The 13,389-nt window shown below is 47.6% G+C and carries 15 protein-coding genes; 14 read left to right on the forward strand and 1 reads right to left on the reverse strand.

Annotated elements, in window-relative coordinates; translation table 11 throughout:
* Nucleotides 1-11 precede the first annotated feature (11 nt).
* Nucleotides 12-512 carry a DUF2798 domain-containing protein gene (locus F0220_RS02520; RefSeq protein ID WP_105601527.1) on the forward strand — a complete coding sequence of 167 codons (501 nt, stop codon included), beginning with the start codon at nucleotides 12-14 and terminating at the stop codon, nucleotides 510-512.
* A gap of 422 nt (nucleotides 513-934) precedes the next feature.
* On the opposite strand, the gene F0220_RS02525 is transcribed toward F0220_RS02520, so the two are convergent.
* The gene (locus tag F0220_RS02525) at nucleotides 935-2,170 is read right to left on the reverse strand and encodes an MFS transporter (RefSeq protein ID WP_105601526.1); all 1,236 of its coding nucleotides are present in this window, start codon (nucleotides 2,168-2,170) and stop codon (nucleotides 935-937) included.
* A gap of 388 nt (nucleotides 2,171-2,558) precedes the next feature.
* Between F0220_RS02525 and serS the strand changes: the two genes are divergently transcribed.
* The 13 genes from serS (at nucleotide 2,559) to F0220_RS02590 (ending at nucleotide 12,908) form a co-directional block, all read left to right on the forward strand.
* Nucleotides 2,559-3,857: a serine--tRNA ligase gene (gene serS, locus F0220_RS02530; protein WP_105601524.1), complete on the forward strand. Its 1,299-nt coding sequence runs from the start codon at nucleotides 2,559-2,561 to the stop codon at nucleotides 3,855-3,857.
* A gap of 440 nt (nucleotides 3,858-4,297) precedes the next feature.
* Entirely contained in the window at nucleotides 4,298-5,404 is a 1,107-nt protein-coding gene (locus F0220_RS02535; RefSeq protein ID WP_105601523.1) for an Ig-like domain-containing protein, read from the forward strand.
* Nucleotides 5,405-5,792: 388 nt separating this feature from the next.
* Nucleotides 5,793-6,344 (forward strand): GrpB family protein, encoded by a 552-nt coding sequence (locus F0220_RS02540; RefSeq protein WP_105601521.1) that lies wholly within the window; start codon nucleotides 5,793-5,795, stop codon nucleotides 6,342-6,344.
* Between the two features lie 4 nt (nucleotides 6,345-6,348).
* Entirely contained in the window at nucleotides 6,349-6,756 is a 408-nt protein-coding gene (locus F0220_RS02545) for a ribosomal maturation YjgA family protein (RefSeq protein ID WP_105601520.1), read from the forward strand.
* Between the two features lie 28 nt (nucleotides 6,757-6,784).
* Nucleotides 6,785-7,342, forward strand: a complete 558-nt coding sequence (locus F0220_RS02550) for a GNAT family N-acetyltransferase (protein WP_149846241.1) — start codon at nucleotides 6,785-6,787, stop codon at nucleotides 7,340-7,342.
* A gap of 51 nt (nucleotides 7,343-7,393) precedes the next feature.
* Nucleotides 7,394-7,723, forward strand: coding sequence for a DUF952 domain-containing protein (locus tag F0220_RS02555; RefSeq protein WP_036673184.1), 330 nt, complete (start codon nucleotides 7,394-7,396; stop codon nucleotides 7,721-7,723).
* Nucleotides 7,724-7,792: 69 nt separating this feature from the next.
* Nucleotides 7,793-8,383, forward strand: a complete 591-nt coding sequence (locus tag F0220_RS02560) for a DUF1572 family protein (RefSeq protein ID WP_149846242.1) — start codon at nucleotides 7,793-7,795, stop codon at nucleotides 8,381-8,383.
* Nucleotides 8,380-8,970, forward strand: coding sequence for a histidine phosphatase family protein (locus F0220_RS02565; RefSeq protein WP_105601516.1), 591 nt, complete (start codon nucleotides 8,380-8,382; stop codon nucleotides 8,968-8,970). The genes F0220_RS02560 and F0220_RS02565 overlap by 4 nt, the downstream gene beginning before the upstream one ends.
* A 3-nt stretch (nucleotides 8,971-8,973) precedes the next feature.
* Complete coding sequence (locus F0220_RS02570) at nucleotides 8,974-9,807, forward strand: DUF2785 domain-containing protein (RefSeq protein WP_149846243.1); 834 nt, start codon at nucleotides 8,974-8,976, stop codon at nucleotides 9,805-9,807.
* 38 nt (nucleotides 9,808-9,845) lie between these two features.
* On the forward strand, nucleotides 9,846-10,562 hold the full coding sequence (pxpB, locus tag F0220_RS02575; RefSeq protein ID WP_149846244.1) for a 5-oxoprolinase subunit PxpB: 717 nt from the start codon (nucleotides 9,846-9,848) through the stop codon (nucleotides 10,560-10,562).
* Nucleotides 10,559-11,593, forward strand: a complete 1,035-nt coding sequence (locus F0220_RS02580; RefSeq protein WP_149846245.1) for a 5-oxoprolinase subunit C family protein — start codon at nucleotides 10,559-10,561, stop codon at nucleotides 11,591-11,593. The genes pxpB and F0220_RS02580 overlap by 4 nt, the downstream gene beginning before the upstream one ends.
* Nucleotides 11,590-12,363: a LamB/YcsF family protein gene (locus F0220_RS02585; RefSeq protein ID WP_105601511.1), complete on the forward strand. Its 774-nt coding sequence runs from the start codon at nucleotides 11,590-11,592 to the stop codon at nucleotides 12,361-12,363. Before F0220_RS02580 ends, F0220_RS02585 begins: the two co-directional genes overlap by 4 nt.
* 86 nt (nucleotides 12,364-12,449) lie before the next feature.
* Entirely contained in the window at nucleotides 12,450-12,908 is a 459-nt protein-coding gene (locus tag F0220_RS02590) for an NUDIX domain-containing protein (RefSeq protein ID WP_091018465.1), read from the forward strand.
* Nucleotides 12,909-13,389 lie beyond the last annotated feature (481 nt).

Genomic DNA, 13,389 nt, shown 5'->3' on the forward strand with positions numbered 1-13,389 from the left:
GGATGAGAGAATTGCCAACAAGCAAGAAGGAACAAATTTTTTTCGGATTAATGATGTGTACAGGAATGGTCTTGGTCATGATGTTCTTCAATCTATGGCACAGTGGGCTACTCGGCAAGATGTCCCCGCTTGAAATACTGTTTCAATTCATATTGTGTTTTGTCATCGCTTTTCTGGTGGAGTCCTTCATTGTTGGCCCAGTAGCGAGAAAAATTGCATTTTCCTTACCTTTTGACAAGTCCAACAAGATCCTTGGTGTGCTGGTCATGTCATTTTTCATGGTACTTGGCATGGTTCTGATCATGTCCTTGTACGGAATGATTTCAGCGTATCTTGCGGACCAATTAATTGGGGTATCCTTACTTGGTACGTACCTTCATACAATTACTCGTAATTTCAGCCTCGCGCTTCCCTATCAATTAATTATTCTGGGGCCGCTCGTACGATATGTATTCGGTAAATTCATCAAGGGCAACGGGCCTGTAATGCCTGCTGTTAACAAAAGTGTGTAATTCCGATGGCTTAAAGTATTTCCTGGGCAATCTTGTGCAAATGAATAGATCGTATTCTCACCTGTAATGAAAGGTGATCTGAGGCAAAGATAGGATACTTTTCACCATGATTACAGCGCTAACGAATCGAGGACATCTTATTCGGCCAGTTTCTAAGGGAATGAAAATCTAACGAATCTCAGTGGTGTTATTATGAAAAAAACCTCCAACGAGGCATTTAATTGAAGCTAATTATCTATAATAACGTCTCTAGGATTCGTTAGATTTCAAATATGCAGAAATGGAGGGGGATAGCGTGTGCTAGGTTCGTTAGAACAGAGTAACGCTAAAACAAAATGTCCACCGCCAAAGTCATGGAGGTGGACATCTCAATCCCTATAATTGGTAATTCGACTCTCAGGCTAAGGGCGGACCCATAACTGTTAAGTCGCTGAATCGACCACATGTTTGTTCTGCCACTGGTACGTGATCAAACTAATGACAAGCAGGCCAACTGCAAAGATGGCAAGCATCCATGCAGACTGATTAACCTCCAGATGATCAAGACTCCATCCCGTGATCAAAGGCAGAATGGCACCGCCGACCCCACCTGAGGCAATCAAAATGCTGGGTGTGGATTCTTCAGTTCCGGGTAGCAGTTTGCTGGCGAAGACAAGGGCAATGGAGAAGATGCCTGACATCGCAAGTCCGAGTAGTAAGATAATGAGAAATGCAGACCATATTTGGTTAGTAAATGGAAACACCATTAACAAAAGCACAGATGCGAGACAACTATAAAGCACATAGACGCGGTATTGGAATTTCTCTGCGATATATCCCGCGAAGAGCCGTCCTACAGACATGGCAATCCAGAAGCAGGTAACACTCAGTGCTGCTCCGGCTTCCTTCATGTTCATTTTCTCAATCAGGATCGCTGGCATGAAGTTCGCAAGACTCATCTCGGTGCCAACATAAAGGAAGAAGAACAGGACGAATAGAACCAGAAGAGTCAGGTTACGTCCGCGAAAGGTTGGACCGGATGTACTGGTAGCTGCGGAATGCAGTTCATCTGAAGCACCAGCAGTGTGCGTATGTACCGAACGATGATTTGACCCCCGCCGATCCAGCACCTGATCCAGCTCACCGAATGATCCTTTCGCCCAGAAAACAAAGGTCAGCGCTGCGCAGATTGCAACAACGAGAAAGGACAGACGCCAGTATCCGGCAGCAATCAGTCCGCTGGCCATGAGCGGCATGACCATCGCTCCGATCCCGAATAACACTTCCAGTCGGCTCATGGCAACGGCCGTATTGTCTTTGATTGCAGCGATGATAATGGTCCCAATAACCGCTTCAACCATTCCGAATCCGAAGCCGGCAGCGGGTGCGATGACGAACATCCAGCCCCATGGTGGCAGCAGCATGTAGGATAATTCTGCAATACAGAGCAACGCTGTGGCGATTAACAAGCCTCCCCTTTTACCGAAGCGTCGGTTCAGCCATGGAGATAACAATACACCGCCCAGGAATCCGGCAAATTGAGCAAAGATCAATGTCCCGCCCTGGCTATAATCTTTGCCGTAATGTTCAAGTGCAACGGGCAGAATGGAACCGAGCACAACGTGGGCAAGTCCAATCAGGAAGTAGGAGAGACACCCGATCCATAGTAATTTTTTCATAAAGAACTCCTTCTACATATATACATAAATTGAGGATCACAATAAAGCGTAATCATGAAGACAAAGTCTATCATAACAGGACAAGTTACGTTGTGCCATGAATTCCTGATCGATACAAAAGGTTGCAATTTGGTCTATCGTTCGTATATACTGAGACACAACAATTACAGATCGGACCATGCCGTTGATGAGCATCCAACTCGGAGGCGTTTTCGCCAGGGGAGCGATATTTCCCCAAGTTAACCGGAACCGCCCGTTATCGCGGACCAAGAGGCTGGAAGCAGGATATCCTGATTCAGCAAGTTGGGTGGCACCGCGAGCAGAGCGCTCCTCGTCCCAAGGGATGAGGGCGCTCTTTGTATTTTTACAGCCAAAGGAGACGGTGACCATGTTGGAAATGAAGTGGATTCGTGCACATGCGGATGAGGTTCAGGCCGCAGCAGACGGGAAAAAAATCAAGATTAACATTCGCACATTGCTGAAGCGGGATGAGGAACGCAGAGCGCTTTTGCAGGAATCGGAAGAAGGACGCAGATTACGCAATACGTTATCCGCAGACATTGGCAGACTCATGCAAGCCGGGAATCGGGAAGAGGCCGAGGGTTTGCGTGCTCAGGTGAAACAGATCAATGAACAGTTGGAACACGTGGAAGCGAAGCTTGCCCCTGTGCAGGAGGAAGTAACGAAGCTGCAATGGCTGGTACCGAATATCGTATCCACGGATACCCCGAAAGGCACGTCGGATGCGGATAATGTGGAGCTGCGACGTGTGGGAGAGGTGCCAACGTTCGAGTATAACACCAAAGATCACGTGGAACTTGGGGAGTTGCATGATCTGATCGATATTCCCCGTGGCGTTAAGATTGGTGGTACGCGAAGTTATGTATTGAAAGGCGCTGGCCTTCTGCTGCATCGGGCAGTACAGCAACTTGCGCTGGATTTGCTGCTGAAACACGGGTTTACACCGATGGAGGTTCCGCTGATGGTCAGGGAGGATGCGCTGGTGAACACCGGATTCTTCCCAACCGGTCGAGATCAGGTCTATGAACTCGAAGGGGAGAACAAGTGGCTGGTGGGAACTTCTGAAGTGCCGCTGGTCTCGTATTATGCGGATGAGATTGTCGATGTTCAAGAGCCTGTGAAGCTGGCCGCGATATCGACGTGTTTCCGCAGTGAAGTTGGCTCCGGCGGACGTGATGTACGCGGATTGTATCGTGTGCACCAATTTGCCAAAGTTGAGCAGGTCATTCTCTGTGCCCCTGATGCGGAAGAATCGGAGCGTATGTTGCAAGAGATTACGGGACACGCTGAGGAATTGCTGCAATTACTGGAACTGCCGTATCGTGTTGTCGCTGTATGTACCGGAGATATGTCGCAGAAAACGTACAAACAGTATGATATCGAGACTTGGATGCCAAGCCGCGATGCATATGGAGAAACGCATTCGTCGTCGAATCTGCATGATTTTCAGGCTCGCCGTTCGAACATTCGTTGCCTGGATGCCGAAGGCAAGTTGGCCTATTGTCACACGCTGAATAATACGGCTGTGGCATCGCCGCGTATTCTGATTCCTTTGCTTGAGAATCATCAGCAGGAGGATGGAAGCATTCGAATTCCGGTAGCCCTGCGGCCCTATATGGGCGGCGCGGAGAGCTTGATTTTGCCAGAGCAGGATGAAGTGAAGTAGAGAGGTTATATAACGCTTTAGGCAGTAGAAGAGGGGATGTTCCATACGTCTTGTAAAATGACGGTGGACATCCCCTTTTAAATGATAACGCTATTTAATTAACCAATCCCCTAATACTTTGTGCCAAATTTACTAATCTGGTTAGTTCTCGGACCTAAGGTATAGCTTACTTTTTTGTTCACAAATTTCTTCGTTTATGTAAGTAAATAAAATTATTTTTTAAATGTTAACGCAGCTTCCATTCACGCTCGTTAATGATTTCAATTTGTCCAGATTCAAGGGCTTTTTTGAAACAATTGCGGGCTGCAGTATTACGCACCTTCCCATATTATACAATGAAAATCCAAGACTCTCACTTATGTTATTCAACTTTATGCAATTCGTATCCGATATAATATAATAGAAGTAAAATATTGGATTATGGGAGTTGGGAATTAAAAATGAATAGAATCAAATTGGCGCTTCGAGGCATACTTGCTCTAATTATGGCATTAACCGTACTGGTCCCTTCGTTGGCCTTGGCGGCTACTGGTGACGTGAAATCGATTGAAATAACCAATAGCAGCCCGCAGAAGATGAGTGTTTCCGAAACAGCTGCGCTTCAGGTGATGGCAACGGTAGAAGGTTTTGATAACAAACAGGATGTTACCGAAGGTGTGACTTGGTCCACCAGTAATGCAGCGGTTGCGAAGATGGTGAAAGGCAAAGTCAAGGCTGTGGCCGCAGGCGAAGCAACGATTTTTGCAGAGGTAGATGGGGCAAAAGCCCAGTTGGTTGTCCAAGTGCAGGAGAAGATCAAAAGCATCAAAGCTTCACCGAAATCCTACAGTTTTGTTAAAGGCAGTGAAAGCACCCTTCCGAAAGTAAGTATTACCCGTGCGAACGGCAAGGAAGAGGATGTGACGTCTGAGATTGTGTGGTCCGTATCCACTTCTTCGGCTGTGCTGGAAAACGGTAAAATCAAAGGCGTTACACCCGGCAGAGTTTTGCTGCAAGGTAAGTACGGAACAACGATTGTAAAAGTTCCTGTTGCCGTGACGGATGAGATTACCAAAGTTGAAGTCACTCCTGCCACAATGCAGCTGAACATCAAGAAGTCCAAAGCGTTGAAGGTCATCGGGACCTACGCGAATGGCAAAACGATCAACCTTTCGAAACAAATCATATGGACCTCTTCCAACACAAATGTAGCTGTCGTGAAAAATGGAACCGTTAAGACGCTGACCGAGGGACAAGCAACCTTGACAGGAACTTATCAAAATCAGACAATAAAGGCAGAGGTTACCGTTGTACCTTTGCTCAAAAAGCTGATTACAGGCCAGAAAAAACTGGTTTTGTCCCCACAGGGAAGCACAACACTGAGTGTGATGGCCCAGTATGATACGGGTAAAACCATTGTTGTGACGAACAGCGCGGTATGGAGCAGCACAAAGCCGGGCGTAGCGACAGTAACAAATGGCAAGATCGTGGCTGTAGGCAAAGGTAAAACGTCTATCACGGCCAAGTGGGGCAATAAAAAAGTGACGATCCCTGTTACGGTAAAATAAATCTTCATATAATGAAGCGCTTTGCATAAATCCAAACATAAATTCAGTACATCATCACGTTAAATATCATCAATGTGATTAAGGGTATCAGACAATCAGGGGCGTAGACATACGCTCCTTTTTTGGATATATAGAATTATGTATCTGGGATGACCTCTGCTAGAACAACAATATAACAGGATTGGATGGGATGAATTATGAAAGCTTCGATTATAAGCTCAGATTCTAATTCTAGTGATCTGGCTTACCTGAAATATCTTCTTTTATCCCTAAGTTCCATACTAACATTTCAACGGAATACTACGATTGAGTGCATGAAGCAACGCACCTATGAAAAATACAGAGAAGGTTATCATTTAAAATGTCATGGTCAAGAGGAGGTACCTGAATGACAGATCCCTTGCAACCGGAAAACTGGCCTGCCTGGGCGACAGAGGCGGTAGAGATTGCTCCGGCCAACCCCAATTGGGATGCGCAGGCTCAGGAAGAAATCGGACAACTTAAACACCTTCTACAGCAGTTTAATATCCATCAATTCGAACATATCGGAAGTACGTCCATTCCAGGGTTACCCGCCAAGCCCATTATTGATCTGATGGCAGAGGTACAGTCATGGGACGACATGGATCTGATTGCGGATCAGCTGAATCCGTTGGGCTGGAACTACGTTCCGCCTGAACTGGATGGGAGGGAGTACAGACGATTCTGGGTCAGGGTTAAGGATGGCAAGAGAGCTGTACACCTTCATCTGATGCGCCCGGGAGAAGAACGCTGGGATCGTCAAATTCGGTTTCGGGATGTGCTGAGAAAACGCCCAGATCTGGTGGAAGCTTACGCCGTCCTGAAGATAAAGCTTGCTGATGAGAACAAGGAAGATAGGGAATCGTATACCGCTGCCAAAACGCAATTTATTTTACAAGTGCTCGATGAAGGCGTGTGATTGATTGAAAAGCGTACTTATCAGAGAAAGGCTGATCTATTTCTTCGCAGTCATGATGACCATGGCGGCAGGAATCGCATCCAGACACTTTGGTAAACGATTGCCGGATTGGGTGCATGAACATTTCGGAGATGCATGTTGGGCGGGCATGATTTATTTCGGAGTACGCATGGTGTGGCCTCATCTCAGCTTGGTATGGGCGATGTGTTTGAGCTGTGTATTCAGCTGGATGATTGAGTTCTCGCAGTTGATCCAGACGCCTTGGCTGATTGAGATACGCTCTACCGTATTAGGTGCACTTATTTTGGGACATGGGTTTCTGGTGATCGATCTGATTCGATATACGGTCGGTATTCTGTGCATGGTTGTGATAGATCGTTATTTCCTGAGAAATAAGATGGCTGGATCATGAACTCAATTGAATCATGGAGGTGTGCTGAATGAATGTAGAAAAACTTTTTGCCGAATCGCCCGAATTCGAAACACAGCGGTTAAAGCTGAGGCGGCTTGCGATGGATGATCTTGATGAGTATTATGCATTTGCCTCTGATCCCCAAGTGAGTCAGCAAAGCTTATGGAACTGCCATGAGACGGTAGAGGATTCCATTCAATATATTCAGCGGGTACTGGATAATTATGAACGGAAAACGGTCTATATCTGGGCTTTTGTCCTGAAGGAAACAGGGACGTTAATCGGGAGGGGTGGCATTTTTCATCTCAACGATTCTATGCAGAGTGCTGAACTAGGGTACGCGATAGCCAGCAGTCAATGGGGCAAAGGTCTCGCAGCAGAAGCGATGCAACCCATTGTGAATTATTGCTTTCGGGAACTGGACTGCAATCGACTGGAAGGGAAATGTAATGCAGGCAACATAGGCTCTGCACGCGTAATGGAGAAGCTGGGTATGTCGTACGAAGGTTTACTACGCAAACAGTTGAAGATCAAAGGTGTATTTACGGATCAAAAATTGTACTCCCGTATCCGGGATGATCTATAATACTTCCAATGACACATAGGGTACATCGCAGAAATTGAAGGAGGCGGAACCATGATCTATAGTATTATTTCCCGTTCGTTGTGGGAGCAAGTGTCAAAGGGGACTGAGTATGCACCAGATAGCCTGGAGACAGACGGATTCATTCATTGTTCCACCAAGGAACAGATCCCATGGGTAGCCGGGCAATATTATGCAGGTCGCACGGATCTGTTATTACTTAGTATTGATGAGAAGGCGTTGAAGCCGGAACTGGTGTATGAGGATCTCTACGAATTGAATGAACTATATCCACATATCTATGGAGAGCTCAATCTGGATGCGGTTCGCAAAGTCATTCCATTTGAACCGAATGCAGACGGCACATTTTCATTTCCTGAATAAAATAACATGTGACGCTTCTGTTTGAACATGATCAGGGGACAACATACTTTTTCGAAGGGTGGTTAACGGATGGATATGAATCAGGTTTTTCTAGAGACAGCGGAGAAACAATTCCTGTATTACAAGCAGCTCGGGGAAAAAGCCATGGCACAACTGGAGTCCGAGCAATTGTTTCAATCCTGGAATGAAGACGCGAACAGCATTGCGGTAATCGTAAAACATCTATGGGGCAATATGCTGTCCCGTTGGACGGATGTACTGACAACAGATGGTGAGAAACCGTGGCGTGAGCGAGATGCTGAATTTGTGAATGATCTTACATCCCGGGAAGAGTTGCTTGCTAAATGGGAAGAAGGCTGGAATTGTCTACTCGAAGCCATTCGTTCGTTTAACCCGGAACAATTGTCTCATATCATATACATTCGCAATGAAGGACACACCGTCATGGAGGCAATTATCCGGCAATTGGCGCATTATCCGTATCATGTCGGACAGATTGTATTTACCGCGAAAATGCTTAAAGAAACAGCTTGGGACAGTCTCTCCATTCCGAGAAACGGGTCTTCTCAATATAATGGGGGCAAATTTGCCAAGCCGAAGGCACGCAAACATTTTACAGAAGATGAACTTCATATCGAAAAAGGTGAGGAACAACAATGACTCAAATTGCATTGATTCGCCATGGAAGCACAGCGTGGAATAAGGAAAAACGTTCGCAGGGCCAGACGGATAATCCGCTGGATCAGGATGGCAGGGAACAGGCCGTTTTACTTGCTGCGAGACTGGCCGAAGAATCCTGGGATGCCATCTATGCAAGTGACTTGGAACGTGCAAGTGAGACGGCTCGCATCATTGGTGATCGCTTGGGTATTCAGGAGATTCATCTGGACCCTAGACTTCGCGAGATGGGTGGAGGACAGGTCGAAGGAACGACGGAAGAGGAACGGTTAGCCAAGTGGGGAGCGGATTGGAGTACTCTGGATCTGGGACGTGAGCTTGCAGATGCAGGGACTGTTCGAGGCAGTGCGGTGCTTGAAGATATTGTACAGCAGCACCCCGATGGAAGAGTGATTGTTGTCAGTCACGGGGCCGTCCTGCGGAATACACTGCGAGGTCTGGTGCCTGAACTGGATATCAGCGTGAAACTGTCCAACACATCCATTACCCGGATCGCCAAGAATGAGAATGCGTGGCAATGCGAACTGTACAATTGCAGCGTGCATTTGGATTCGTCCAGGGAGTCTTAATAGATGGATGCTCTGACGTTAAAACAAAAATTACAGCATATTCAGTCGTCTAATCATTCCATTGATCACGAGGAAGAGCCTTACGCATTGGCACTGCATATGATGAAGCATATTGGTAGTACTGACCCTGTCCTGCGGGATGAATTGATCTATGTTACGTTTGCAACCTGGATTGGACAGGGTGTATTTTCGGAAGATCAGCTAAGGCATGTATTACAGTTGGCACTGGACGATCAGCACCTGTTCTATGGGATCGGAGAGCAGGGAACGGATAGTGTGTTTACGCGGACGTTCTCCGTATTGTTACTGCCTCCCATTCTGAATGTGGATCGTCAGCGACCTTTCCTGGACAAAGAGGATATCGCAGGGATTCACCATCGGTTGACTACATATCTGGTATGTGAAAAGGATGTTCGCGGCTACGTCGACGATAAGGGTTGGGCGCATGCCCCGGCACACGCGGCGGACGCAGTTGAAGATCTGGTCCAGTCGCCCTATCTGGAGCAGGCGGATCTGTTGGAACTTCTGCATGCACTCACTGTGAAAATAACCGAATCAAGTGTAGTTTACATCCATGATGAGGATCAGCGAATAGTGCATGCCGTAATGACCATTCTGCGTCGCAATCTGTTGGAACAAAAGGATATTACGGTATGGATCGATACCCTTCATCAAGGAGATCAGGTGGTGAACAGATCACTTCTGGAAACCAGTCATAGGAACCTGAATGTGCGTCTGTTTTTGCAGACACTGTATCTTGCGATACGGACAGAAGAAGACGAGCCGTTTCCGGCGGTTCGTTCACTGGTACTACAGGCACTGGAGAGAGATCAATAACGATACGCTAAACGTGTGGATAAAGGGGGAGATGGCGCATGACCGGATTGACGTATGCATGGACGGAAGAGATTTTATCTCCGCTGGGTGAGACAGCAGTTATCATCCATTGCGGGGATCAATTGTCTGACGCGGTGCAGCGCAGAGTGATGTCTGTATGTGCTTTGCTGGAAAAGAGCACTCTGTCAGCCATGATCGAATGGGTGCCTTCATATACGTCCGTTACAGTATTTTACGATCCGTTTATCTCCCCTTATCCCCAGTTATGCCGCACTCTGCTTCATCTGTTGAATCAAATGAAGGAATCCGTCCAAGACAAACCCAGAACGGTCACGATTCCCGTATGTTATGGTGGCGAGTGGGGGCCTGATCTGGACTACGTTGCCAGTGAACATAGACTGACCGCAGAGGACGTTATTGCGATTCATACATCCGGGGATTATCTCGTACATATGATAGGATTCGCACCGGGTTTTCCGTATCTCGGCGGGTTGTCTGAACAGATTGCTACGCCCAGACGGGCAACGCCAAGGCTTCGGGTTGAGGCGGGTACAGTAGGTATTGGTGGCAAACAGACGGGAATCTATCCGGTGGATACACCCGGGGGGTGGCAATGTATTGGACGAACGCCACTCCGGTTGTTTCGGCCGGAAGAGAACGTACCGAGTTTGCTGGCAGCAGGTGATCGGGTTCGATTTGAACAGATTACGATGCAGGACTATCTGGCGTTGAAGCGGAAGGAGGGCGAACGATGAGTATTGAAGTGATTCGCCCCGGTCTGTTATCTACCGTTCAGGATGAAGGCAGAACCGGGTATCGCCGATATGGTATTCATCCTGGCGGGGTCATGGACACCTTTGCAGCCAGAGCAGCCAATATGCTTGTGGGCAACTCCCGACATGCGGCAGTGCTGGAGATGACGATGACGGGGCCGGAGCTTCGATTTCAGGAGAGCCAGCTAGTCTCATTATGTGGAGCCGATCTGACGGCAACGGTGGATCATCTGCCTGTACCTTTGTGGCGTCCTGTGCTGGTGCGGGCTGGAAGTGTACTGAAGTTTGGTCAATGTCGTCATGGTTTGCGTGGATATCTGGCGATTGCGGGTGGAATAACTGTGCCTGAAGTGATGGGCAGTCGAAGTACAGACCTCAAGACAGGTCTTGGCGGTATGGATGGGCGAGCCTTGCGCATAGGGGATCTATTATCCAATGGTGAACTTTCTGTCGAAGCGCGAGTATGGATGCAGCGTATGGAGCAGCAGGTAAAGGAGAGTGAGCGGGACCACCGAATATTGGCGCCTGCGTGGCTTTTATCTGAACGTGAAAGACCTGACTATTATGGGCAACCTGTTATTCGTGTGATGGAGAGTAAAGATAGTTCGCTGTTCAGCGAGGCAAGTCTGGGACAATTTTATGCGGAAAAATACGTGATCTCTCCGCAATCCGATCGGATGGGCTATCGCTTGCAAGGCTCCAGACTGGAGCTGAATCAGCCGCTGGATCGGCTGTCTGAAGCTGTTACCTATGGCACGGTGCAGGTGCCACCTGATGGTCAACCCATCATCTTAATGGCAGATCATCAGACGATCGGAGGTTATCCTGTCATTGCACAGGTAGCTCGGGTGGATATGCCAATCCTGGCTCAGGCTAGGCCAGGAACCCAAATTTTTTTTAAGAAGATTACGCATGATCAAGCCGGACAGTTGTATATGGAACAGGAAAACAATATGCAACTCATAGATAAGCTGATACGCAGAAGAATTGCAGAAATGGGGGGAGCTTCATGAATACCTCGAAAACCTTGGATATCAATTGTGATCTGGGCGAAAGTTATGGTATATATCGCACTCTATCCGATGAGGCCATTCTACCCTTGATTACATCAGCCAATATTGCCTGCGGGTTTCATGCAGGAGACCCGGCTACAATGCGGCTGACGGTGGAGAGGGCATTGGAGCATCAGGTTGCGATTGGAGCCCACCCCGGGTTGCCGGATTTGCAAGGGTTTGGCAGAAGACGTATGGACATTACGCCACGGGAAGCATATGACATGGTGGTGTATCAGATTGGTGCGCTGGATGCCTTTGTCAATGCAAGTGGGGGGCACATGCATCACGTAAAACCACATGGTGCTTTATACAATATGGCCGCAGAAGATACGAAGCTTGCTGAAGCCATTGTGGAGGCAATCTATCGAGTACAGCCTGATCTGTATTTGTATGGTCTGGCGGGCAGTGAGCTGATTCGCGCTGCGGATCGCATCGGTATGCGCAGTGTGAGCGAGGTGTTTGCGGATCGAACCTATGGGGCGGATGGTAAGCTTACCCCTCGCAGCCAAGCTGGGGCCCTCATTGAAGAATCGGGACAAGCGATTGCTCAAGTGCTCCAGATGGTAAAAGACGGCGTAGTTGTATCCACAGATGGTACGTTGGTTCCCATTAAGGCAGAGACAGTCTGTATCCACGGTGATGGAGCGAACGCGTTGGAATTTGCTCAAGAAATTCGTCGTGTGCTGGAATCGGAAGGCATTAAATTATCTGCGCATACCACGGGATGATAACCATGTTCAGCAGAACAACAGTAGTATCAGGTTGTTCGGATTGAACTCTGAAATTTTGGAATGACAAGGAGTGAATGAACAGAATGAAACCCATACGCAACTCGGCAAAGGCTGTCATTGTGCAGGATGGACGATTGCTGGTCATCCGGCTGGAAGACCAATATGGTACCGCTTATGTGTTCCCCGGTGGAGGACAGGAGAAAGGTGAAGAACTCAAGGATGCGGTCGCACGCGAATGTCTGGAGGAGATTGGTCAGGCCGTGAACGTGGGAGAGCTGTTACATATCCGGGAGTATATCGGTAAAAATCATGAATTCGCCGAGTGGGATGCAGACATCCACCAGGTTGAATTTTATTTTGCATGCAGCCTGATAGATCCGGAGGCAACCGTTTTTGAAGGCTCCAATCCAGACGACCACCAAGTCGCCGTGGAATGGATTGCGCTGGAAGAGCTGTCGCAGGTTCGTTTATATCCAAAAACTATAGGTGAGCTGCTGCTTAAATCGGATTCTTCATCAATATATCTTGGAGATCTGAATTAGATCACCCATGAAGAAATTTTGCGCTAACCCCTTTATGTAAACACTTTTATAAAGCGATTTGCCGATTTTGTCACGTTTGCGTGCAGGTTCAAGGGATTCACCATAGGTGAGGTGGGTACACTATAAGTACAGGCTTGTTACAGAGCTGCATTAAGCTGGCTCTAGTGATAAGCGATTAATGAACTGTCATTAAACAAAAGAGAGAGTAACAACTACACTTCTCTTTGTACTTTTATTAATCAACCTTAATTGGGAGAACGGTAGACGTAGTGGAGGGGACGGAATCGATTCTGAGGAAGCGAAGCGTTCGCCTAAAAGCTTTCTGAAAGAAAGCTACATCGGAAGCATATGCTATCACCGGATTTTTCCTTTGAGAAAAGGGAATCAAAAAAATCTGGGGATAACAGCGATCCAAAGAACGATCCGTACCCGCAACGGCCGCCTACAAGAGTTCTTCAAATATTCCCCCAAACCGAAAGGA

The organism is Paenibacillus sp. 37 (assembly GCF_008386395.1).
Taxonomy (GTDB): domain Bacteria; phylum Bacillota; class Bacilli; order Paenibacillales; family Paenibacillaceae; genus Paenibacillus; species Paenibacillus amylolyticus_B.

Excerpts from the sequence above, each read along its gene's own strand:
- F0220_RS02525 (WP_105601526.1), bottom strand. The coding sequence starts at position 2,170 with ATGAAAAAATTACTATGGATCGGGTGTCTCTCCTACTTCCTGATTGGA.
- serS (WP_105601524.1), top strand. The coding sequence starts at position 2,559 with ATGTTGGAAATGAAGTGGATTCGTGCACATGCGGATGAGGTTCAGGCC.
- F0220_RS02535 (WP_105601523.1), top strand. The coding sequence starts at position 4,298 with ATGAATAGAATCAAATTGGCGCTTCGAGGCATACTTGCTCTAATTATG.
- F0220_RS02540 (WP_105601521.1), top strand. The coding sequence starts at position 5,793 with ATGACAGATCCCTTGCAACCGGAAAACTGGCCTGCCTGGGCGACAGAG.
- F0220_RS02550 (WP_149846241.1), top strand. The coding sequence starts at position 6,785 with ATGAATGTAGAAAAACTTTTTGCCGAATCGCCCGAATTCGAAACACAG.
- F0220_RS02555 (WP_036673184.1), top strand. The coding sequence starts at position 7,394 with ATGATCTATAGTATTATTTCCCGTTCGTTGTGGGAGCAAGTGTCAAAG.
- F0220_RS02560 (WP_149846242.1), top strand. The coding sequence starts at position 7,793 with ATGGATATGAATCAGGTTTTTCTAGAGACAGCGGAGAAACAATTCCTG.
- F0220_RS02565 (WP_105601516.1), top strand. The coding sequence starts at position 8,380 with ATGACTCAAATTGCATTGATTCGCCATGGAAGCACAGCGTGGAATAAG.
- F0220_RS02570 (WP_149846243.1), top strand. The coding sequence starts at position 8,974 with ATGGATGCTCTGACGTTAAAACAAAAATTACAGCATATTCAGTCGTCT.
- pxpB (WP_149846244.1), top strand. The coding sequence starts at position 9,846 with ATGACCGGATTGACGTATGCATGGACGGAAGAGATTTTATCTCCGCTG.
- F0220_RS02580 (WP_149846245.1), top strand. The coding sequence starts at position 10,559 with ATGAGTATTGAAGTGATTCGCCCCGGTCTGTTATCTACCGTTCAGGAT.
- F0220_RS02585 (WP_105601511.1), top strand. The coding sequence starts at position 11,590 with ATGAATACCTCGAAAACCTTGGATATCAATTGTGATCTGGGCGAAAGT.
- F0220_RS02590 (WP_091018465.1), top strand. The coding sequence starts at position 12,450 with ATGAAACCCATACGCAACTCGGCAAAGGCTGTCATTGTGCAGGATGGA.